The organism is Streptomyces sp. NPDC001796 (genome assembly GCF_042892355.1).
Lineage (GTDB): Bacteria > Actinomycetota > Actinomycetes > Streptomycetales > Streptomycetaceae > Streptomyces.
In genome coordinates this window covers 731,848-750,801 of record NZ_JBIAUC010000001.1, presented here as the reverse complement: position 1 = coordinate 750,801, position 18,954 = coordinate 731,848, and the positions used below count along the sequence as shown (strand labels likewise).

16 protein-coding genes and 1 tRNA gene are annotated in these 18,954 nt (G+C 70.4%); 7 read left to right on the top strand and 10 right to left on the bottom strand.

The window, feature by feature from the left end; genetic code table 11:
* Positions 1 to 3: 3 nt before the first annotated feature.
* Both ACFYZE_RS03340 and ACFYZE_RS03335 read left to right on the top strand, forming a co-directional pair.
* The gene (locus ACFYZE_RS03340; RefSeq protein ID WP_388987786.1) at positions 4 to 915 is read left to right on the top strand and encodes an ABC transporter ATP-binding protein; all 912 of its coding nucleotides are present in this window, start codon (positions 4 to 6) and stop codon (positions 913 to 915) included.
* Positions 912 to 1,628 (top strand): ABC transporter ATP-binding protein, encoded by a 717-nt coding sequence (locus ACFYZE_RS03335; protein WP_388987783.1) that lies wholly within the window; start codon positions 912 to 914, stop codon positions 1,626 to 1,628. The genes ACFYZE_RS03340 and ACFYZE_RS03335 overlap by 4 nt, the downstream gene beginning before the upstream one ends.
* Positions 1,629 to 1,708: 80 nt before the next feature.
* On the opposite strand, the gene ACFYZE_RS03330 is transcribed toward ACFYZE_RS03335, so the two are convergent.
* Positions 1,709 to 2,359 (bottom strand): ANTAR domain-containing response regulator, encoded by a 651-nt coding sequence (locus ACFYZE_RS03330; protein WP_388987780.1) that lies wholly within the window; start codon positions 2,357 to 2,359, stop codon positions 1,709 to 1,711.
* A gap of 98 nt (positions 2,360 to 2,457) precedes the next feature.
* On the opposite strand from ACFYZE_RS03330, the gene ACFYZE_RS03325 reads away from it, so the two are divergent.
* Both ACFYZE_RS03325 and ACFYZE_RS03320 read left to right on the top strand, forming a co-directional pair.
* A tRNA-Leu gene (locus tag ACFYZE_RS03325) sits at positions 2,458 to 2,540 on the top strand.
* 84 nt (positions 2,541 to 2,624) lie between these two features.
* A complete protein-coding gene (locus ACFYZE_RS03320) occupies positions 2,625 to 3,404 on the top strand; it encodes a helix-turn-helix domain-containing protein (protein ID WP_388987777.1) in 780 nt (259 codons plus the stop codon).
* A 4-nt stretch (positions 3,405 to 3,408) separates the two neighbouring features.
* Here the strand turns inward: ACFYZE_RS03320 and pyk are convergent, their stop codons facing one another.
* Positions 3,409 to 4,845 (bottom strand): pyruvate kinase, encoded by a 1,437-nt coding sequence (gene pyk / locus ACFYZE_RS03315; protein WP_388987774.1) that lies wholly within the window; start codon positions 4,843 to 4,845, stop codon positions 3,409 to 3,411.
* 304 nt (positions 4,846 to 5,149) lie between these two features.
* Here pyk and ACFYZE_RS03310 point away from each other — a divergent pair, with 304 nt between their 5' ends.
* The gene (locus tag ACFYZE_RS03310; RefSeq protein ID WP_388987771.1) at positions 5,150 to 6,946 is read left to right on the top strand and encodes a bifunctional metallophosphatase/5'-nucleotidase; all 1,797 of its coding nucleotides are present in this window, start codon (positions 5,150 to 5,152) and stop codon (positions 6,944 to 6,946) included.
* A gap of 96 nt (positions 6,947 to 7,042) precedes the next feature.
* On the opposite strand, the gene ACFYZE_RS03305 is transcribed toward ACFYZE_RS03310, so the two are convergent.
* The 5 genes from ACFYZE_RS03305 to ACFYZE_RS03285 form a co-directional block, all read right to left on the bottom strand.
* A complete protein-coding gene (locus ACFYZE_RS03305; RefSeq protein ID WP_388987768.1) occupies positions 7,043 to 8,452 on the bottom strand; it encodes a lysine N(6)-hydroxylase/L-ornithine N(5)-oxygenase family protein in 1,410 nt (469 codons plus the stop codon).
* Positions 8,449 to 9,840 carry a pyridoxal phosphate-dependent decarboxylase family protein gene (locus tag ACFYZE_RS03300; protein ID WP_388987765.1) on the bottom strand — a complete coding sequence of 464 codons (1,392 nt, stop codon included), beginning with the start codon at positions 9,838 to 9,840 and terminating at the stop codon, positions 8,449 to 8,451. Before ACFYZE_RS03300 ends, ACFYZE_RS03305 begins: the two co-directional genes overlap by 4 nt.
* A gap of 207 nt (positions 9,841 to 10,047) precedes the next feature.
* Positions 10,048 to 12,567, bottom strand: coding sequence for an aminopeptidase N (gene pepN / locus ACFYZE_RS03295; RefSeq protein WP_388987762.1), 2,520 nt, complete (start codon positions 12,565 to 12,567; stop codon positions 10,048 to 10,050).
* Between the two features lie 56 nt (positions 12,568 to 12,623).
* Complete coding sequence (locus ACFYZE_RS03290) at positions 12,624 to 13,181, bottom strand: two-component system response regulator (RefSeq protein ID WP_388987760.1); 558 nt, start codon at positions 13,179 to 13,181, stop codon at positions 12,624 to 12,626.
* 357 nt (positions 13,182 to 13,538) lie between these two features.
* A complete protein-coding gene (locus ACFYZE_RS03285; protein WP_388987756.1) occupies positions 13,539 to 13,889 on the bottom strand; it encodes a chorismate mutase in 351 nt (116 codons plus the stop codon).
* A 197-nt stretch (positions 13,890 to 14,086) separates the two neighbouring features.
* Here ACFYZE_RS03285 and ACFYZE_RS03280 point away from each other — a divergent pair, with 197 nt between their 5' ends.
* Both ACFYZE_RS03280 and ACFYZE_RS03275 read left to right on the top strand, forming a co-directional pair.
* Positions 14,087 to 14,983 (top strand): hypothetical protein, encoded by an 897-nt coding sequence (locus ACFYZE_RS03280; protein ID WP_388987753.1) that lies wholly within the window; start codon positions 14,087 to 14,089, stop codon positions 14,981 to 14,983.
* A gap of 279 nt (positions 14,984 to 15,262) precedes the next feature.
* Positions 15,263 to 16,006, top strand: coding sequence for an ankyrin repeat domain-containing protein (locus ACFYZE_RS03275; RefSeq protein ID WP_388987750.1), 744 nt, complete (start codon positions 15,263 to 15,265; stop codon positions 16,004 to 16,006).
* A 57-nt stretch (positions 16,007 to 16,063) separates the two neighbouring features.
* Here the strand turns inward: ACFYZE_RS03275 and ACFYZE_RS03270 are convergent, their stop codons facing one another.
* From ACFYZE_RS03270 to ACFYZE_RS03260, 3 genes are all read right to left on the bottom strand, one after another.
* Entirely contained in the window at positions 16,064 to 16,906 is an 843-nt protein-coding gene (locus ACFYZE_RS03270; RefSeq protein WP_388987746.1) for an MFS transporter, read from the bottom strand.
* Between the two features lie 293 nt (positions 16,907 to 17,199).
* On the bottom strand, positions 17,200 to 18,120 hold the full coding sequence (locus ACFYZE_RS03265; RefSeq protein ID WP_388987743.1) for an SDR family oxidoreductase: 921 nt from the start codon (positions 18,118 to 18,120) through the stop codon (positions 17,200 to 17,202).
* Positions 18,117 to 18,896, bottom strand: a complete 780-nt coding sequence (locus ACFYZE_RS03260; protein WP_388987944.1) for an SDR family oxidoreductase — start codon at positions 18,894 to 18,896, stop codon at positions 18,117 to 18,119. The genes ACFYZE_RS03265 and ACFYZE_RS03260 overlap by 4 nt, the downstream gene beginning before the upstream one ends.
* Positions 18,897 to 18,954 lie beyond the last annotated feature (58 nt).

Below are 18,954 nucleotides of genomic sequence, written 5' to 3'. Positions count from 1 at the left end.
ACCATGACCACCGACACCACCACCCAGGACGCCACCCCGGGCGCCACCGCCCCCGGCAAGGTCGTACTCGACGCACGCGGCGTCACCATGCGCTTCGGCGGACTCACCGCCGTACGAAGCGTCGACCTGACCGTGAACAGCGGCGAGATCGTCGGCCTCATCGGCCCCAACGGCGCCGGCAAAACCACCTTCTTCAACTGCCTGACCGGCCTGTACGTCCCCACCGAAGGCGAAGTCCGTTACAAGGGCAACGTCCTGCCGCCCAAGTCCTTCAAGGTCACCGCCGCAGGCATCGCCCGCACGTTCCAGAACATCCGCCTGTTCGCCAACATGACGGTCCTGGAGAACGTGCTCGTGGGAGGCCACACCCGCACCAAGGAAGGCTTCTGGTCCGCCGTCCTGCGCGGCCCCGGCTTCCACAAGGCCGAGGCAGCCTCCCGCGATCGCGCCATGGAACTCCTCGAGTTCGTCGGCCTCGCAGACAAGGCCGAACACCTCGCCCGCAACCTCCCCTACGGCGAACAGCGCAAGCTGGAAATCGCACGAGCGCTGGCGAGCGAGCCCGGCCTGCTCCTGCTGGACGAACCGACCGCCGGCATGAACCCGCAGGAAACCCGCGCCACCGAGGAACTGGTCTTCGCCATCCGCGACAAAGGCATCGCCATCCTCGTCATCGAGCACGACATGCGGTTCATCTTCAACCTCTGCGACCGCGTCGCCGTCCTCGTCCAGGGCGAAAAACTCATCGAAGGCGACAGCGCCACCGTCCAGGGAGACGAACGCGTCATCGCCGCCTACCTCGGCGAGCCCTTCGAAAACGCCCCCGGCGAGGAAGAGATCGCCGAAGTCGAAGCCGCCGAAGCAGCGGCCGAGACCACGACGGACGCCGCGCCCGGCAAGGAGAACGACCGATGACCGCACTGCTCGAAGTCGAAGACCTCCGAGTCGCCTACGGCAAGATCGAAGCCGTCAAGGGCATCTCCTTCAAGGTCGACGCCGGCCAGGTCGTCACCCTCATCGGCACCAACGGCGCCGGCAAGACCACCACCCTGCGCACCCTCTCGGGCCTGCTGAAGCCCGTCGGCGGACAGATCAAATTCAACGGCAAATCGCTGAAGAAGATCCCCGCCCACCAGGTGGTCTCCCTGGGCCTCGCCCACTCACCCGAGGGCCGGCACATCTTCCCCCGCATGACCATCGAGGACAACCTCCGCCTCGGAGCGTTCCTGCGCAACGACAAGCCGGGCATCGAAAAGGACATCCAACGGGCCTACGACCTCTTCCCCATCCTGGGTGAGCGGCGCAAGCAGGCCGCGGGCACCCTCTCCGGCGGCGAACAGCAGATGCTCGCCATGGGCCGCGCGCTCATGTCCCAGCCGAAGCTGCTCATGCTCGACGAACCCTCCATGGGCCTCTCGCCGATCATGATGCAGAAGATCATGGCGACGATCGCCGAGCTGAAGTCCCAGGGCACGACCATCCTGCTCGTCGAGCAGAACGCCCAGGCGGCACTGTCCCTGGCCGACCAGGGGCACGTCATGGAGGTCGGCAACATCGTCCTCTCGGGGACGGGCCAGGACTTGCTGCACGACGAGTCGGTGCGCAAGGCGTACCTCGGCGAGGACTGAGCGCGCGTTTCCGGGCATACGGTGAGGCCCGCACCCCGTGGCAACGGGATGCGGGCCTCACCGCTGTACCGACGGGGATCTCAGCCCTTGGCGGCCTTCTTCTCCTCCGCATCCTGAATGACAGCCTCCGCGACCTGCTGCATGGACATACGACGATCCATCGACGTCTTCTGAATCCACCGGAACGCAGCCGGCTCCGTCAGCCCGTACTCCGTCTGGAGGATCGACTTCGCCCGATCCACCAGCTTCCGGGTCTCCAGGCGCTGCGAGAGGTCCGCGACCTCCTTCTCCAGCTCCTTCAACTCCGTGAACCGCGAGACAGCCATCTCGATGGCCGGAACGACATCACTCTTGCTGAACGGCTTCACCAGATACGCCATCGCACCCGCGTCCCGCGCCCGCTCCACGAGATCACGCTGCGAGAACGCCGTCAGCATCAGCACCGGGGCGATACGCTCCTCGGCGATCTTCTCCGCCGCGGAGATGCCGTCGAGCTTCGGCATCTTCACATCGAGAATCACCAGGTCGGGCTTGTGCTCACGGGCCAGCTCGACGGCCTGCTCACCATCGCCGGCCTCACCGACGACGGTGTAGCCCTCCTCCTCGAGCATCTCTTTGAGGTCGAGCCGGATGAGCGCCTCGTCCTCGGCGATGACGACACGGGTCGTCAGCGGAGGCACGTGCGACTTGTCGTCGTCGGCAACGGGCTGGGGCGACTCGGGGGCGGTCACTCGGGCTCCTAGTTACGGGCTGGGCAGGTAGTGCTGCTAATGCAGCCTACCTAGCGGCGCCAAACGATGATGACCCGGTACACTCTCGGATGTGCCGCGCCGGGTTGGTGGAACGGTATACACGGAGGTCTCAAACACCTCTGCCTGTGAGGGCTTGCGGGTTCGAATCCCGCACCCGGCACCCCGAGTAAGCGGAGGATCACGTTCGCGTGGTTCTCCGCTTTTTTGGTGCGCGCAGTCACGGTTGCTAACGCAGAGTGGCCACATGGAGCAGCACAGTCCTTCGATTCGCGCACATGCTGTCGCACTGATGCGCCAAGGCGTTCCCAACCGGGTCGTCGCAGAGCAGCTGAACATCCCGCGGGGAACCATCGGCTGGTGGCGCTGCGAAGACCGCAAGGCACGCGGTGAGGTGTACAGGCAGCCGACGGATTGCCCTCGCTGCACAGGCCGCGACTTTGATTTAGCCGCCTATTCGTACCTGCTCGGTCTCTATCTCGGTGACGGCCACATCGTCTCCAAGTACAAGCAGCATCACCTGTCGATCTTCTGCAACTCCACGCAGACCGGCCTGATCGTGGCTGCGGAAGACGCCATGCGCAGGGTGATGCCCGCACCCAGCATCGGGCGACACGTCAAAACCGGCTGCATCGAGGTGAAGTCCTACTCCAGACATTGGACGTGCATGTTCCCTCAGCACGGGCCCGGCAAGAAGCACAACCGAAAGATCGCTCTGGAGTCCTGGCAGCAGGAGATCGTCGACGCCCACCCCTGGGAGTTCATCCGCGGCCTCATCCACTCCGACGGCTGCCGCATCACCAACTGGACGACCCGCATGGTCGCCGGTGAGCGCAAGCGCTATGAATACCCTCGGTACTTCTTCTCCAACAAGTCGGACGACATCCGGAAGCTCTTCACGGACGCCCTCGGCAAGGTGGGCGTCGAGTGGACCACCCTTGCCCGCGGCAGCGATCCGTTCAACATCTCCATCGCCCGCAAAGCCTCCGTCGCCCTAATGGACGCCCACGTAGGCCCCAAGTACTGACCGCCTACTTCGGGCTGTCGTCCTCGCCGATGTGGTGCACCCGGACCATGTTCGTCGAGCCCGACACACCGGGCGGCGAGCCCGCCGTGATCACCACCACGTCGCCCTTCTGGCAGCGGCCGTACTTCAGCAGCAGTTCGTCGACCTGGTCGACCATCGCGTCCGTGGAGTCCACGTGCGGACCCAGGAACGTCTCCACGCCCCAGGTGAGGTTGAGCTGCGAGCGTGTGGCCGGTTCGGGGGTGAAGGCGAGGAGCGGGATCGGGGAGCGGTAGCGGGAGAGGCGGCGGGCGGTGTCGCCGGACTGGGTGAAGGCGACGAGGAATTTCGCGCCGAGGAAGTCGCCGATCTCCGCTGCCGCGCGGGCGACGGCGCCGCCCTGGGTGCGGGGCTTGTTGCTGTCGGTCAGGGGCGGCAGGCCCTTGGCGAGGAGGTCCTCCTCGGCGGCCTCGACGATGCGGGCCATGGTCCTGACCGTTTCGATGGGGTAGTTGCCGACGCTGGTCTCGCCGGAGAGCATGACGGCGTCCGTGCCGTCGATGACGGCGTTCGCGACGTCGCTCGCCTCCGCCCTGGTCGGGCGGGAGTTCTCGATCATGGAGTCGAGCATCTGGGTGGCGACAATGACCGGTTTCGCGTTCCGCTTGGCGAGCTTGATGGCGCGTTTTTGGACGATCGGGACCTGTTCGAGTGGCATTTCGACGCCGAGGTCGCCGCGGGCGACCATGATGCCGTCGAAGGCGGCGACGATGTCGTCGATGTTCTCGACCGCCTGGGGTTTTTCGACCTTGGCGATGACGGGGAGGCGGCGGTTTTCTTCGTCCATGATGCGGTGGGCGTCCTTGATGTCCCGGCCGCTGCGCACGAATGAGAGTGCGATGACGTCGAAGCCGGTGCGCAGGGCCCAGTGGAGGTCGTCCTCGTCTTTTTTGGAGAGTGCGGGGACGGACACGGCAACGCCCGGCAGGTTCAACCCCTTGTGGTCGGAGATGACACCGCCTTCCAGGACCGTGGTGTGGACTCGGGGGCCGTCGACAGACGTGACCTGGAGGCAGACCTTGCCGTCGTCGACGAGGATGCGTTCGCCGGGGGTGACGTCGGTGGCGAGGCCGGCGTAGGTGGTTCCGCAGGTCTGGCGGTCTCCCTCGACGCCTTCTTCGACGGTGATGGTGAAGGTGTCTCCGCGTTCAAGGAGTACGGGGCCTTCGGTGAAGCGGCCGAGTCGGATCTTCGGGCCCTGAAGGTCGGCGAGGATTCCGACGCTGCGGCCGGTTTCGTCGGCGGCCTTTCGTACGCGTTGGTAGCGCTCCTCGTGTTCGGCGTAGGTGCCGTGGCTGAGGTTGAATCGGGCGACGTCCATTCCGGCTTCGACCAGTGCCTTGATCTGGTCGTACGAGTCGGTGGCGGGGCCCAGAGTGCAGACGATCTTTGCTCGGCGCATGGTGTGAGCCTATGACTTACCGGCCGGTAGAGAATTGGTCGCGCGTGACTACTCAACAACCTTTGAGTGAAGCCTTGTTGCCAAGTGTTGAATTGTGCGGCATCCCGCTCCGATGAGCATCCGAGAGAAATTGCAGCGGCATATTCACCGGCACCGGGACCTCGGGTCGAGGGGGCGGGACCGCCGGGGCTGCCCCGCATGCCGCCGAGGTCATCAGATCGAAACCTGCGGGGACTGTTGCCGTTGGTCATGCTCGGGTCACAATCTACGCGCGTCGTTGACCTTTTCGCGAGGAGTCCGAGAGATGCCGTTGAACCGCCGGAAGTTTCTGAGGAGATCCGCTGCGACCGGGGCGGGGGTGGCGCTGGCGGGTGCCGCGGCGGCTCCGGCGGCCGAGGCCGCGCCGGCGGGGAGGGGCCGGAAGCGGTATGCGCTGACCGTGATGGGGACGACGGATCTGCACGGTCACGTCTTCAACTGGGACTACTTCAAGGACGCGGAGTACGCGGACAAGGCGGGCAACGCGCAGGGCCTGGCCCGGATCTCGACGCTGGTGAATCAGGTGCGCGAGGAGAAGGGCCGCTGCAACACGCTGCTGCTGGACGCGGGCGACACGATCCAGGGCACACCGCTTACGTACTACTACGCGAAGGTGGATCCGATCACCGCCGAGGGCGGCCCGGTGCATCCGATGGCGCGGGCGATGAACGCGATCGGGTACGACGCGGTGGCGCTGGGGAACCACGAGTTCAACTACGGCATCGAGACCTTGCGCAAGTTCGAGGCGCAGTGCGACTTCCCGCTGCTGGGTGCGAACGCCCTGGACGCGAAGACTCAGCGGCCGGCTTTCCCGCCGTACTTCATGAAGACGTTCCGTGTGCCGGGCGCTCCGCCGGTGAAGGTTGCCGTGCTGGGTCTGACGAATCCGGGTATCGCGATCTGGGACAAGGCGTATGTGCAGGGCAGGCTGACGTTTCCGGGTCTGGAGGAGCAGGCGGCGAAGTGGGTGCCGAGGCTGCGGTCGATGGGTGCGGATGTGGTCGTGGTGTCGGCGCACTCGGGTGCGTCGGGCACGTCGTCGTACGGTGACCAGGTGCCGTACGTGGAGAACGCGGCCGCGAATGTGGCGCGTCAGGTGCCGGGGATCGACGCGATTCTGGTGGGGCACGCGCATGTGGAGATCCCGGAGCTGAAGGTCGCCGATGAGCGGACGGGGAAGACGGTCGTTCTGTCCGAGCCGTTGTGCTATGCCGAGCGTCTCACGCTGTTCGACATCGACTTGGTGTTCGACAAGGGTCGGTGGGAGGTGGAATCGGTGTCGGCGTCGCTGCGCAACTCCAACGCGGTCGCCGACGATCCGGAGATCACCAAGCTGTTGTCGGACGCGCATGCCGCCGTGGTGACGTATGTCAATCAGGTGGTCGGCAAGGCGACGCAGACGCTGACGACGGTGGAGGCGCGGTACAAGGACGCGCCGATCATCGATCTGATCACCAAGGTGCAGGAGGACGTCGTCAGGGCGGCGCTGGCGGGCACGGAGTTCGCGTCGCTGCCGGTGATCGCGCAGGCGTCGCCGTTCTCGCGGACGTCCGAGATCCCGGCGGGGGATGTGACGATCCGGGATCTGTCGAGTCTGTACGTGTATGACAACACGCTGGTGGCGAAGCTGATGACGGGTGCGCAGATCCGGGCGTACCTGGAGTACTCGGCGGAGTACTTCGTGCGGACGGCGGCGGACGCGCCGGTCGATGTGGAGAAGTTGACGAACGCGGGGGGCCGGCCGGACTACAACTACGACTACGTCTCGGGTCTGGCGTATGACATCGACATCGCGCAGCCGGCTGGTTCGCGGATCAGGAATCTGTCCTTCGGCGGTGCCGCGTTGGACGACGGGCAGCAGTTCGTGCTGGCGGTGAACAACTACCGCGCGAACGGTGGCGGTGCCTTCCCGTATGTGGCGTCGGCCAGGGAGCTGTGGTCGGAGTCGACGGAGATCCGGACCCGGATCGCGGAGTGGGTGACGGCGAAGGGGATCTTGGATCCGAAGGACTTCGCGTCGGTGGACTGGCGGCTGACGCGGGACGGCACGCCCGTCTTTTAGTGCCTGTGAGGCTTGAGGAGGGCAGGTGGGCGGCGCCGGCGCGGGGCTTCGTGCCGGCGCCGCCCGCTGGTCGGTCTTCTACCGTTCGTCGGTCTTCTACCGTTCGTCGACGAGCGGGGTGAGGATCTGGGGCCGTCGGCTGGGCGGGATCCGGTCGGGTTGCTGGAGCCCGAAGGTGGTGAAGGCCGTTCGGCGGGGCAAGGGGTAGGGCTCTTTGCCGGTGAGGGAGTTGAGGATGGTGGCGCTGCGCCAGGCGGCGAGGCCGAGGTCGGGGCTGCCGACGCCGTGGGTGTGGAGTTCGGCGTTCTGGACGTAGACGTGTCCGGTGACGGTGGGGTCGAGGATCATGCGGAAGTGGTCGTCGATGCGGGGGCGGCCGCTGGAGTCGCGGTGGAGGTAGGGGTCGAGTCCGGCGAGGAGGCGGCCGAGGGGGCGTTCGCGGTAGCCGGTGGCGAGGACGACGGCGTCGGTGGTGAGGCGGGAGCGGGTGTCCTGCTGGACGTGTTCCAGGTGGAGTTCGATTCGGGTGGTGCCGACGCGGCCGGCGGTGCGGACGCGGACTGCGGGGGTGAGGACGGTGTCGGGCCAGCCGCCGTGCAGGGTGCGGCGGTAGAGCTCGTCGTGGATGGCGGCGATGGTGCCGGCGTCGATGCCCTTGTGCAGCTGCCATTGGGCGGAGACGAGGCGGTCGCGTACGGGTTCGGAGAGGGCGTGGAAGTAGCGGGTGTAGTCGGGGGTGAAGTGTTCCAGGCCGAGCTTGGAGTACTCCATGGGGGCGAAGGCTTCGGTGCGGCCGATCCAGTGGATCCTCTCGCGGCCGGCGGGGCGGTGGCGCAGCAGGTCGAGGAAGACTTCGGCGCCTGACTGGCCGGAGCCGATGACGGTGATGTGGTCGGCGGCGAGGATCGTGTCGCGGTGCTGGAGGTAGTCGGCGGCGTGGATGACGGGTGGGCCGGGGGCTTTGACGAGGGGTTCGAGGGGTTCGGGCACGTGGGGTTCGGTGCCGACGCCGAGGACGATGTTGCGGGCGTGGGTGCGGCCGAGGGCTTGGGCCGCGCCGGTCGCGTCGAGTTGGGTGTAGTCGACTTCGAAGACGTCCGTGTCGGGGTTCCAGCGGACGGCGTCGATCTGGTGGCCGAAGTGGAGTCCGGGGAGGTTGCCGGCGACCCAGCGGCAGTAGGCGTCGTATTCGGCGCGCTGGATGTGGAAGCGTTCGGCGAAGTAGAAGGGGAAGAGGCGGTCGCGGGTCTTGAGGTAGTTGAGGAAGGACCAGCGGCTGGTGGGGTCGGCGAGGGTCACCAGGTCGGCGAGGAAGGGGACTTGGAGGGTGGCGCCGTCGATGAGGAGGCCGGGGTGCCAGTCGAAGCCGGGGCGTTGTTCGTAGAAGGCGGTGTCGAGTTCGGCGAGCGGGTGGGCGAGGGCGGCGAGGGAGAGGTTGAACGGGCCGATGCCGATGCCGACGAGGTCGCGGGGTGCGTCGGGTTCGTGGTGGGTCGGGGTGGTCATCGGGGCGTGCTTCCTTCCACCAGGTTAAGGAGTGCGGCCAGGTCGCCGGGCCGGGTGTGGGGGTTGAGGAGGGTGGCTTTGAGCCACAGGCGGCCGTCGAGGCGGGCGCGGCCCAGGACGGCGCGGCCGTCGTTCAGGAGGGTGCGGCGGACGGCGGCGACGGTGTCGTCGGACGCTCCGGTGGGCCGGAACAGGACGGTGCTGATGGTGGGCGGGGCGTGCAGCTCGAAGGCGGGGTGGGCGGCCAGGAGGTCGGCGAACTCGTGTGCGCGGGCGCAGACTTCGTCGACGAGGGTGCCGAGTCCGGTGCGGCCGAGTGTCTTGAGGGTGACGGCGATCTTGAGGATGTCGGGGCGCCGGGTGGTGCGCAGGGAGCGTCCGAGGAGGTCGGGCAGGCCGGCTTCGGTGTCGTCGTCGGCGTTGAGGTAGTCGGCGCGGTGGTGCAGGGCGCGCAGGTCGTGCGGGTCGCGGACGGCGAGGATGCCTGCGGCGACCGGCTGCCAGCCGAGTTTGTGCAGGTCGAGGGTGACGGTGTGGGCGCGCTCCAGGCCGGTGAGGAGGGCGCGGTGGCGGTCGCTGAAGAGGAGTCCGCCTCCGTAGGCGGCGTCGATGTGGAGGCGGGCGCCGTGGGTGGCGCACAGGTCGGCGAGGGCGGGCAGGGGGTCGATGAGGCCGGCGTCGGTGGTGCCTGCGGTGGCGGCTACGAGAACGGGTCCGTGGGGGCCGGTCGGGTCGGTGAGGGTGGCGTGGAGGGCGGCGGGGTCGAGGGTGCCGCGCGGTGTGGGCAGGACGACGGGTTGCGGCAGTGCGAGGAGCCAGGCGGCGCGGGTGAGGGAGTGGTGGGCGTTGGCGCCGCAGACGAGGCGGACGGTGCCGTGGGCTTCGCGGGCGAGGAGGAGGGCGAGCTGGTTGGCTTCGGTGCCGCCGGTGGTGACGAGGGCGGCGGCGGTTTTCGCCCCGGGGGCGTCTGTGTCGGCGTAGACCTCTTGGGCGAGTGCGTGGGTGACGAGCGCTTCGAGTTCGGAGGCTGCGGGGGCTTGGTCCCAGGAGTCGAGGGAGGGGTTGAGGGACGAGGCGGCGAGGTCGGCGGCGGTGGCGACGGCCAGGGGCGGACAGTGCAGGTGGGCGGCGCACAGGGGGTCGGCGGGGTCGGCGGCGCCCTCGGCGAGGGTGCGCACCAGGGTTCGTACGGCGTCCGGGTCGCCCTTGTCCGGCAGGACGTCGCCGACGGCGTCGCGTACCCGGGCGGCGACCGCGGTGGGGCCGCCGGCGGGCAGGGGGCCGCCGCGCGCTCGTGCGCCCTCCTGCAGGGCGTCGAGGACGGTGGCGAGCAACGGCCGCAGGGCGCTCGGTCCGTCGGGTCCTGAGGCGAGGGGCGGCAAGCTCATGGGATGTCCTCCCGGGGCGCGCGGCAAGGGTAGTCAAGCCTGGCGGCAAGGGGGTTCGACACGCCCGAAGAGGACAACGATCAGACCTGAAAGCAGGCACTGCCCCGGTGAGGAGAGGAACGGAAAGGGTGGCGGGGGCGGCGCGCATGGCGCGCGGTCGGCGCCCGGTGGTGAGCCGGGCGCCGGTCGGTGGGGAGGCCGGCCCCCTTACGCCTCGCGGATGCGCAGTGCCCGGGCCAGGTCGTCGAGTTCGTCGACGAGCCTGCGGCGCAGGGCCGGGGTGGGGTCCGCTTCGCGCAGGCATTGTTCGCCGCGGCGGAGAGTGTCCTCGTTCACGGCGTGGCGGGGGAACGCCCAGCGGCCGGCGGCGGTGGCGATGGCGGGGCCGCGGCGGGCGGCGACGGCGGGCGAGTCGGTCCAGTAGCGGTCGACGTACTCCTCGACGAGGTCGGCCTGCTCGGGCTGCCAGAAGCCCTGGGCCGTGGCGGTGAACAGGTAGTTGGACAGGTCGTCGGTGGTGAACATCGCCTCCCAGGCGCGCCGCTTGGCCTCCTCGTCGGGCAGGGCGGCGCGGCAGCGGGCGGCGCCTTCCTGGCCGGTGGCGCTGGGGTCGCGGGCGAGTTCGTCGGCGATCGTGGCCTCGTCGACGGCGCCGAGGACGGCGAGGCGGCCGAGGATGCGCCAGCGCAGTTCGGGGTCGAGTTCGGGTCCGCCGGGCACGGTTCCGTCGGCGAGCCAGGCGGCGATGGTGTCGGGGTGGGCGGCGGCGTCGATGAAGTGGCGCACCGCGATCAGGCGCAGCCCGGGGTTGTCGCCGTCCTCGGTGCGGCGGATGAGGTCGCGGCACAGTCCGGTGAGGGTGGCGAGGGCGGCGGGGCGGGCGATGGGGGTACCTCCCTGCTCGAGCGGAGTCGAGAGCTGGGAGGGCAGGTAGCAGTCGGCGATGTGGCCGGAGGCGAACGCGAGGACGCCGTCGACGATGGCCAGGTCGGTCTCGTGCGGGAGGTGGGTGCGGGCGGTCTCCAGGTAGGTGTTGGCGGGCAGCCGGCCGTCGCGGACGGCGTCGCGCAGGGCGTTCCACACGACGGCGCGGCTGAGCGGCTGGGGCAGTCCGGCGAGTGCTTCTTGGACGGTTTCGAAGGACTCGGGGTCGAAGCGGACCTTGGCGTAGGTGAGGTCGCCGTCGTTGAGCAGGAGCAGGTCGGGGCGCTTGCCGAGGGGCTGGGGCGCTGCCTGCGGAATGTCGAGGTCGAGGCGTTCGCGCAGGGCGAGGGCGCCGTCGTCGGCGATGTGGTGGTCGTAGAGGCCGACGCTGATGCGGTGCGGGCGGCTGCCGTCGTGGTCGACGGTGAGCGCGTAGGTGCCGTCGTCGGCCTGGGTGAGGTGCGGGGTGAGGGTGTCGACGCCGGTGGTGCGCAGCCACGCGTCGGCCCAGGCGTGCACGTCGCGGTCGGTGGCGCTGGCGAGTGAGTCGATGAAGTCGGCGAGGGCGGCGTTTGCGAAGCGGTGGCGGGCGAAGTGGGTGTTGATGCCGGCGAGGAAATCCTTCTCGCCGAGCCAGGCCACCAGCTGCCGCAGCGCGGAGGCGCCCTTGGCGTAGGAGATGCCGTCGAAGTTGAGGAGCGCGGAGGCGGTGTCGTCGACCGCTTCGGGGGCGACGGGGTGGGTGGAGGGCCGCTGGTCGGCGTCGTAGCCCCAGGCCTTGCGGGCGACGCCGAAGTCGGTCCAGGTGTCGGTGAAGCGGGTGGCTTCGGTGAGGGTCTGGTAGCCCATGTACTCGGCGAAGGACTCGTTGAGCCAGATGTCGTCCCACCAGCGCAGGGTGACGAGGTCGCCGAACCACATGTGGGCCATCTCGTGGGCGATGACCATGGCGCGCGTCTGGCGCTGGGTGTCGGTGACGGCGGAGCGGTAGACGAACTCGTCGCGGAAGGTGACGAGGCCGGGGTTCTCCATGGCTCCGGCGTTGAACTCGGGGACGAACGCCTGGTCGTAGGAGTCGAAGGGGTAGGGCTCCTCGAACTTCTCGTGGTAGCGGTCGAAGCACTGGCGGGTGATCTCGAACAGTTCGTCCGCGTCGGCGTCGAGGTGGGGGGCGAGGGAGCGGCGGCAGTGGATGCCGAAGGGCAGCCCGCGGTGCTCGGTGGTGACGGAGTGCCAGGGTCCTGCGGCGACGGCGACCAGGTAGGTGGAGATGAGGGGGGTGGTGGCGGCGCACCACAGTCCGTCGCCCTCGTGGGTGGTGATGCCGTTGGCGAGGACGTTCCAGCCCTCGGGTGCCTTGACGGTGAGGTCGAAGACGGCCTTGAGGTCGGGCTGGTCGAAGGCGGCGAAGACGCGCTGGACGTCGTCCAGGAACAGCTGGGTGTAGACGTATGTCTCGCCGTCGGTGGGGTCGGTGAAGCGGTGCATGCCCTCGCCGGTGCGGGAGTAGCGCATGACGGCCTCGATGCGCAGTTCGTGCTCGCCGGCGGTGAGGTCCTTCAGCGGCAGCCGGTTCTCGACGAGGGTGGTGGGATCGAGGGGCTGTCCGTCCAGGGTCGAGGAGCGCAGCTCGGCGGGCTTGAGTTCGACGAAGGTGTCCCCGGCCGTGCGGGCGGTGAAGCCGATGACGGTACGGGAGTCGAAGGTCTCGTCGCCGCCGGTCAGGTCGAGGGAGATCGCATAGCGGTGGACGTCGAGGAGCCGGGCACGGGTCTGCGCTTCGTCGCGCGTGAGTACGGACATGGGGGACATGCTGCCCGATGCCGCCGAGCGGGCACAGGGGCGGTCCGGTACACGCCCTATGTCCGTCCGTCGTCGCGTGCGCTGGTGGGTGCGCGGGGCGGCTCGGTGGCGTGGTCGTCGCGCTGGCCCGGAAGGCGGGGCTCCGGGTGCGGCAGGGCGCGTGCCGGGGACGCGGTGCCGTCCTTGAGCCGGGCGCGAAGGGCGCGGACCTCCTGCTCCAGCGTCCGGGAGCGCTGGTGGGCGTTGTAGAGGTAGCGGACCTTGGTGCGCAGGGTCCAGGGGTCGACGGGCTTGGTCACGAGGTCGGCGACTCCGAGCGCGAAGGCGGCGGAGGTGAGTTCGGCGTCGATGCCGAAGCCGGTGAGCAGGATGACGGGGATGTGCTGGGTCTGCTCGACCCGCCGCATGTAGCGCACGACGTCGAGTCCGCTGACCCTGGGCATGCGCACGTCGAGGAGCAGGAGGCCGACCTGCCCGCGCAGCACTTCCTTGAGTGCGGCGTCGCCGTTGGTCGCGCGGGTCACGCGGTAGCCCAGTGGGGCGAGGGCGCTTTCCAGCGCGTAGAGCGTGTCCACATGGTCGTCGACGATGAGAATCCTGGCATCAGACGGCATGGCCCGAGGTCCCCTCGCTTGGACAACCAGCTTATGCCGGAACCGTCTTACCGCGCGCACCTTTGACCGGACAAAGAGCCTTTCGGTCGATTGGGAAGGCGTACGCGCGTGCGACGGGCGTTCGATCGATCGAGCGCGTGTGCGGCGGCCGGTACGCGGTGGCCGCCAGGGTGGTCGGCTGTCTGCCGGGCGTCCCCGCGGCGGTCCCGCTCCGGTCCGCACTGTTCGGCAGTCGGCGGCCCTTCCGGCCGGCCGGGCCCCCGGCACGCTCTGGCGCGGCATGTGCGGCGAGGTGCGGGAGGTGCGGCGTGGCGCGGCGTGGGAGGCGCGCCGCGGGAGACGTGCCGGCCGACGATGTCACTCCGCGAGGACGTCCGCCGCCGACGTGGCGTCCTCGGCGATGCTCTCGTGGTGGCGGATGACCTCCGCGATGATGAAGTTGAGCAGCTTCTCCGCGAACGCGGGATCGAGTTTCGCGCTCTCCGCCAGCCGGCGCAGACGGGCGATCTGAGCGGCCTCCCGGGCCGGATCCGCGGGCGGCAGCTGGTGCGCGGCCTTGAGGTGGCCGACCTGCTGGGTGCACTTGAAGCGCTCGGCGAGCATGTGGACGACGGCGGCGTCGATGTTGTCGATGCTGTCGCGCAGCCGGGCCAGTTCGGCGCGCACGGCCGGGTCGACGTCTCCGGTGGTGCTGTGGCGGGTGGTCATGGGCGACCACCCTACGGGGCGCGCCGTTCCTCGATCAGCGGCGTCCGAAGTGCGGATCGTTCCTCTCCGCGCGCCCCCGTACGACCGCCCGCCCAGGGCGCACCACCCCGGTGGCGCGGCGCCACGCGTACGCTCCGCCACCGACCGCGAGCCCGCCTACAGTGGAAGCACAGCCGGCGTCTCCAGGGGGTGCGGACGTGGCGAACGGCGGACCGGTCGAGCACGGCTATCCACATCTGGACACGGTGCGGGCGGCCATCACCGCCCTGTACAAGCGGCTCTCGTACGACACCATCCGCACCTTCGCGACCAGCGTGCTCCCTGTCGACGTGGCCTTCTGCGACCAGGACGACCTGCACCTGGGGGCGCAGCGGGTGGCGCGCGAGCTGGTGCGGCACTACAGGCTGCCGGACGCCCGGATGATCGTCAGCTTCCGTGAGATGACGCACGCGGCGAACGTCGAACTGGCCGCGGGTCCCGAGTACTTCGTGGAGCTCAACGACCGGTTCCGCACCCATCGCCGGGACATCGGCGCGGCCCTCGCGCACGAGGTGATGCACGTCTATCTGCACCGCCTCGGCCTGTCCTTCCCCGGCACGCGTGACAACGAGATCCTCACCGACACGGCGGCGACGTATCTGGGCGCGGGCTGGCTGCTGCTGGACGCCTTCCGCGAGGACGGGGTGTCGTCGCAGAAGCTCGGCTATCTCACCCCGGAGGAGTTCGGCTACGTGCTCGCCAAGCGGGCGCTGCTGTTCGGGGAGGACCCCGCGGTCTGGTTCACCAGCCCGCAGGCGTACAGGGCGTACACGAAGGGCATGGTGCAGGCCCGCCGCGACGAGCAGCAGCCGCCGCTGACGGCGGCCGGCTGGGCGGGCCGCCGCCGCTACGCCAGGGACCGCCGCTCGGCCCAGGACCATCTGGCCGTCGGCCCGCACCCGGGCGTCCCGTACTCCTTCACCCCGGCCGGCCGTGGCCCGCTGCGCGTCTGCTTCCCGTGCCCGACCTGCCACCAGCGGATCCGGGTGCCGGTACGGGGGCGGGTGCGGGCGCGCTGCGGGCTGTGCCGCACCGTACTGGAGTGCGACACCTGAGGTGCGGCCGTCTCTCCCGGAGCGACCCGGAACGCGGCGCATGAGCGCGGCCGTCGCCCGGAGCGACCCGGAACGCGGCACATGAGCGCGGCAGCCGCCCGGAGCGACCCGGAACGCGGCGCATGAGCGCGACGGTCTCCCGGAGCGACGGGAGCGCGACACATGAGCGCGGCCGTCGCCCGGTGCCGCCTGTGAGGCGGCTCGGAGGCAGAGCAGAGGTGGCACAGAACACCTCATATGTCTTTGCACCCACGGCCCTCTCGGAGCGAAGGTCGAGTCATGGACACGCACGAGCCGCCGGGGCTGTTCGCGGCGGTGTACGCAGGCGACGAGGACGCGGTCCTCCGGCTGCTGCGCACGGGTACGAGCCCCGAGTCGACGGATGAGGAGGGCCAGACGGCCCTGTATCTGGCCGCGGTCAGCGACGCGCCGGGCGTCGCACGGCTGCTGCTGGCGGCCGGCGCCGACCCCGACCGTCTCAGCGCGGGCGCCGACGCTCCCCTGTGCGGCGCCGCCTGCGGGGGCCACACGGAGGTCGTACGGGCGTTGCTGGCGGCCGGCGCGGATCCGGATCTGGAGGAGGGGTACGGGTTCCGGGCGCTGACATGGGCGGTTCAACGGGGCCACGCCGAGGTCGTCCGGCAGCTGCTCGCGGCCGGTGCGAACCCGGACCTGCCCGGCCCCGCCGGGGAACCTCCGCTGGTGGCCGCCGCCCGCCGCGGCTCCCCCGCCTGCGTGAGGGCCCTGCTGGACCATGGCGCCCGGGCACGGCGGGAAGCGCTCGCCGAGGCGCGGCGATGGCTGGCACTGGACGTCGCGGCCGAGCTCCGGGCGGGCCTGGAGGCGGCATACGGCCCGGGGAACGAGTACGTCACGCGCCGCTGGGAGCAGGAGCCGGGCACGGTGACCGTCGAGGTCGCCCTGGTGCGCGACGGCCGGCCGGCGGCGGGGAACGACCAGCAGACGGGACACCGCCTGATCGTGGACCTGTTGCAGACGGGGCCCGCCGCCCTCACCGGGTGAGGCGTGCAAGCGGGGGCGCGGGCCTCCTGGCCCACGCCCCCATAGCTCCTGCGGCGCTCACTCCTCGGGCGCGGCCACCGCCCGCCGGGGCAGTGCCGTGCACAGCCCCGCGCACAGCACGAACACGCCCGTCACCCACGGCATCGCTCCGGTCAGCGCCCGCGTCGGACCGTGCGAGATCTGCTCGAAGAACACGGTGCCGATCACGGCCGCCCCGAGCGCCCCGCCGAACTGCTGGGCCGTGGAGAAGATGCCGGACGCGGCGCCCGCGAGATCGCCGGGGACGGCGGACAGCACGACGTTGACGAGGGGTACGACCAGCAGGCCCAGCCCGGCGCCGGCGAGCACCAGGCCCGGCACCAGCGGCCACGCTCCGGCGTGCGTGGCGGGCGCCCCGTGCGCCGCCGCCCACACCGACCCGAACCCGCCGGCCATGAGCACCGCGCCCGCCGCCAGCACCAGCCGCCCGAAGCGCACCGCCAGCCCGTCCGCCATCGGCGCGGTCAGGAAGCTGCCGGCCGAGAACGCCACCGTCACCACACCCGCCTGCATCGGGGTGTAGCCCTCGCCGCCCTGCAGCCAGATCGCGAAGATCAGGAAGAAGCCCTGCATGCCCGCGGAGAAGAGGAGCTGGACGAGGAAACCGACGGAGAACGCCGGCAGCCGGAACGCCCGCACCGGCAGCAGCGGCACCGTGTCCCCACCGCGCCGTTCGGCCTCGAGGACGCCGAGTCCGACGACCGCGGCGACGCCGGCGGCGAGGCAGACCCAGCCCCACAGCGGCCAGCCGTTGACGCGCCCCTGAACGAGCGGCAGCACGATCGCCACCAGGCCCCCGGCCAGGACCAGGCTGCCGAAGACGTCCGGGCGCCCGGCCGACCTCTCCTTCGTCGAGGGCACGAGCGCGAGGAGTTCAGCGCGCAGGAACTGGAGACCGTGATCCGGTTCCTGGCAGTGATGTCCGAGCGGCAGAGCAAGTTCGTGGCCCGCCTGTCCGAATAGGACGCACGGAACCCTCGCCGTCGGCTCCCGGCCACCGTCACTCGGCGGCCGGCACTCGGCTGCCGCCACTCGGCTGCCGCCCAAAGGCTGCCGGCCGTCGGCACTCGGCTGCCGCCCCGCGGCTGCCCACTCCCGGCCCCTGGCACTCGGCTGCCCGCCGCTGCCCGGCCTCCGGCCGCTGGTTCCGGGCTTCAGTCGGCCACGGCTCCGACCCCGTACACGGCCCCCGGCGCCTCGGCCTCTGCCAGGAGTTTCAGCGCCGTCTGCCCAGCCTCAGCTGGACTCCACCGCGCGCCCTTGTCCACCGTCGGGCCCCGCCCCCAGCCCTCCATGACGCTGATCCGGCCGCCCTCCGCCTCGAAGACCCGGCCGGTGACGCCGGCACTCACGGCGGATCCCAGCCACACCACCAGGGGCGAGACGTTCTCCGGGGCCATCGCGTCGAAGCCGGCGGCGGGTGCCGCCATCGTCCCGGCGAACGCCCGCTCGGTCATCCGGGTACGCGCGGCGGGCGCGATGGCGTTGACCTGCACTCCGTAGCGTCCCAGTTCCGCCGCCGCGACCAGCGTCAGGGCGACGATGCCGGCCTTGGCCGCGCTGTAGTTCCCCTGCCCCACCGAGCCCAGCAGCCCGGCGCCGCTGCTGGTGTTGACGACCCGGGCACAGGGGGTGCGCCCTGCCTTCGCCTCGGCACGCCAGTGCGCCACCGCGTGTTTCAGCGGCAGGAAGTGCCCCTTGAGGTGGACGCGCACGACCGCGTCCCATTCGTCCTCGTCGAGATTGACCAGCATCCGGTCGCGCAGGAAACCTGCGTTGTTGACGAGGGTGTCCAGTCGCCCGTACGTGTCCAGGGCGGCCGCCACCAGGGACGCGGCCCCTGCGCTCGTCGCGATGTCACCGCCGTGCGCGACCGCTTCGCCACCGGCCGCGCGGATCTCCTCGACGACCCGCCCGGCCGGACTCTCGGCGCCGGGTGTGCCGTCGAGGCCGACTCCGAGGTCGTTGACTACGACCCTCGCGCCCTCGGCGGCGAACGCGAAGGCGTGGGCGCGTCCGAGACCGCGGCCCGCGCCGGTGACGATCACTACACGGCCGTCGGCGATACCGGTCACGGCATGTCCCCTGTTCCTGTTTCCGGAGCGCCCTTGCCGCCCTTGCCGCCCTTGTTGGCGGTCGCCGCGTCGAGGAACGCCGGGCGCTCCCCTCCCCCGTGGACGAGGAGGCTCGCGCCGGTGATGTACGCGGCGGCGTCCGAGGCGAGGAAGACGGCGGCCTCGCCGATGTCGGACGGCTCGGCGAGACGGCCGAGCGGGACGGTGCGGGAGACGGCCGCGATGCCGTCCTCGTCGCCGTAGTGGAGGCAGGACAGTTCGGTGCGGACCATCCCGACGACGAGCGTGTTGACCCGCACCTCGGGCGCCCACTCCACGGCCATGGAGCGGGCGAGACTCTCCAGCCCCGCCTTGGCCGCCCCGTAGGCCGCGCTGCCCGGCGAGGGGCGGCCGCCGCTCACACTGCCGATCATCACGACCGCTCCCCGGGCGTACCGGAGGTGCTCGTACGCCGCAAGGGACACGGTCAGGGGTGCGACGAGGTTGAGTTCGACGACCCGGGCGTGCCGTTCGGGCCCGGCGTCGGCGAGGAGCCGGTAGGGGGTGCCACCCGCGTTGTTGACCAGCACGTCGACGCGGGGAAGTGCGGTGAAGAAGTCGCGTACGGCGTCCGGGTGGCGCACGTCGAGCGGGACGAACTCGGTGCCGGGCAGGGCTGCTTCGGGTGGCCGGCGGGCGCAGACGACGACCTGGGCGCCGGCCGCGACGAACGCCCGGGCGATGCCGGCCCCCACGCCTCGGGTGCCGCCGGTGACGACGGCCGTACGGCCGCGCAGGTTTTCCACAGGCCCTCCCACCGGCTCGCGGCGGCTGCTAGCTTCGAATCGCACCTAA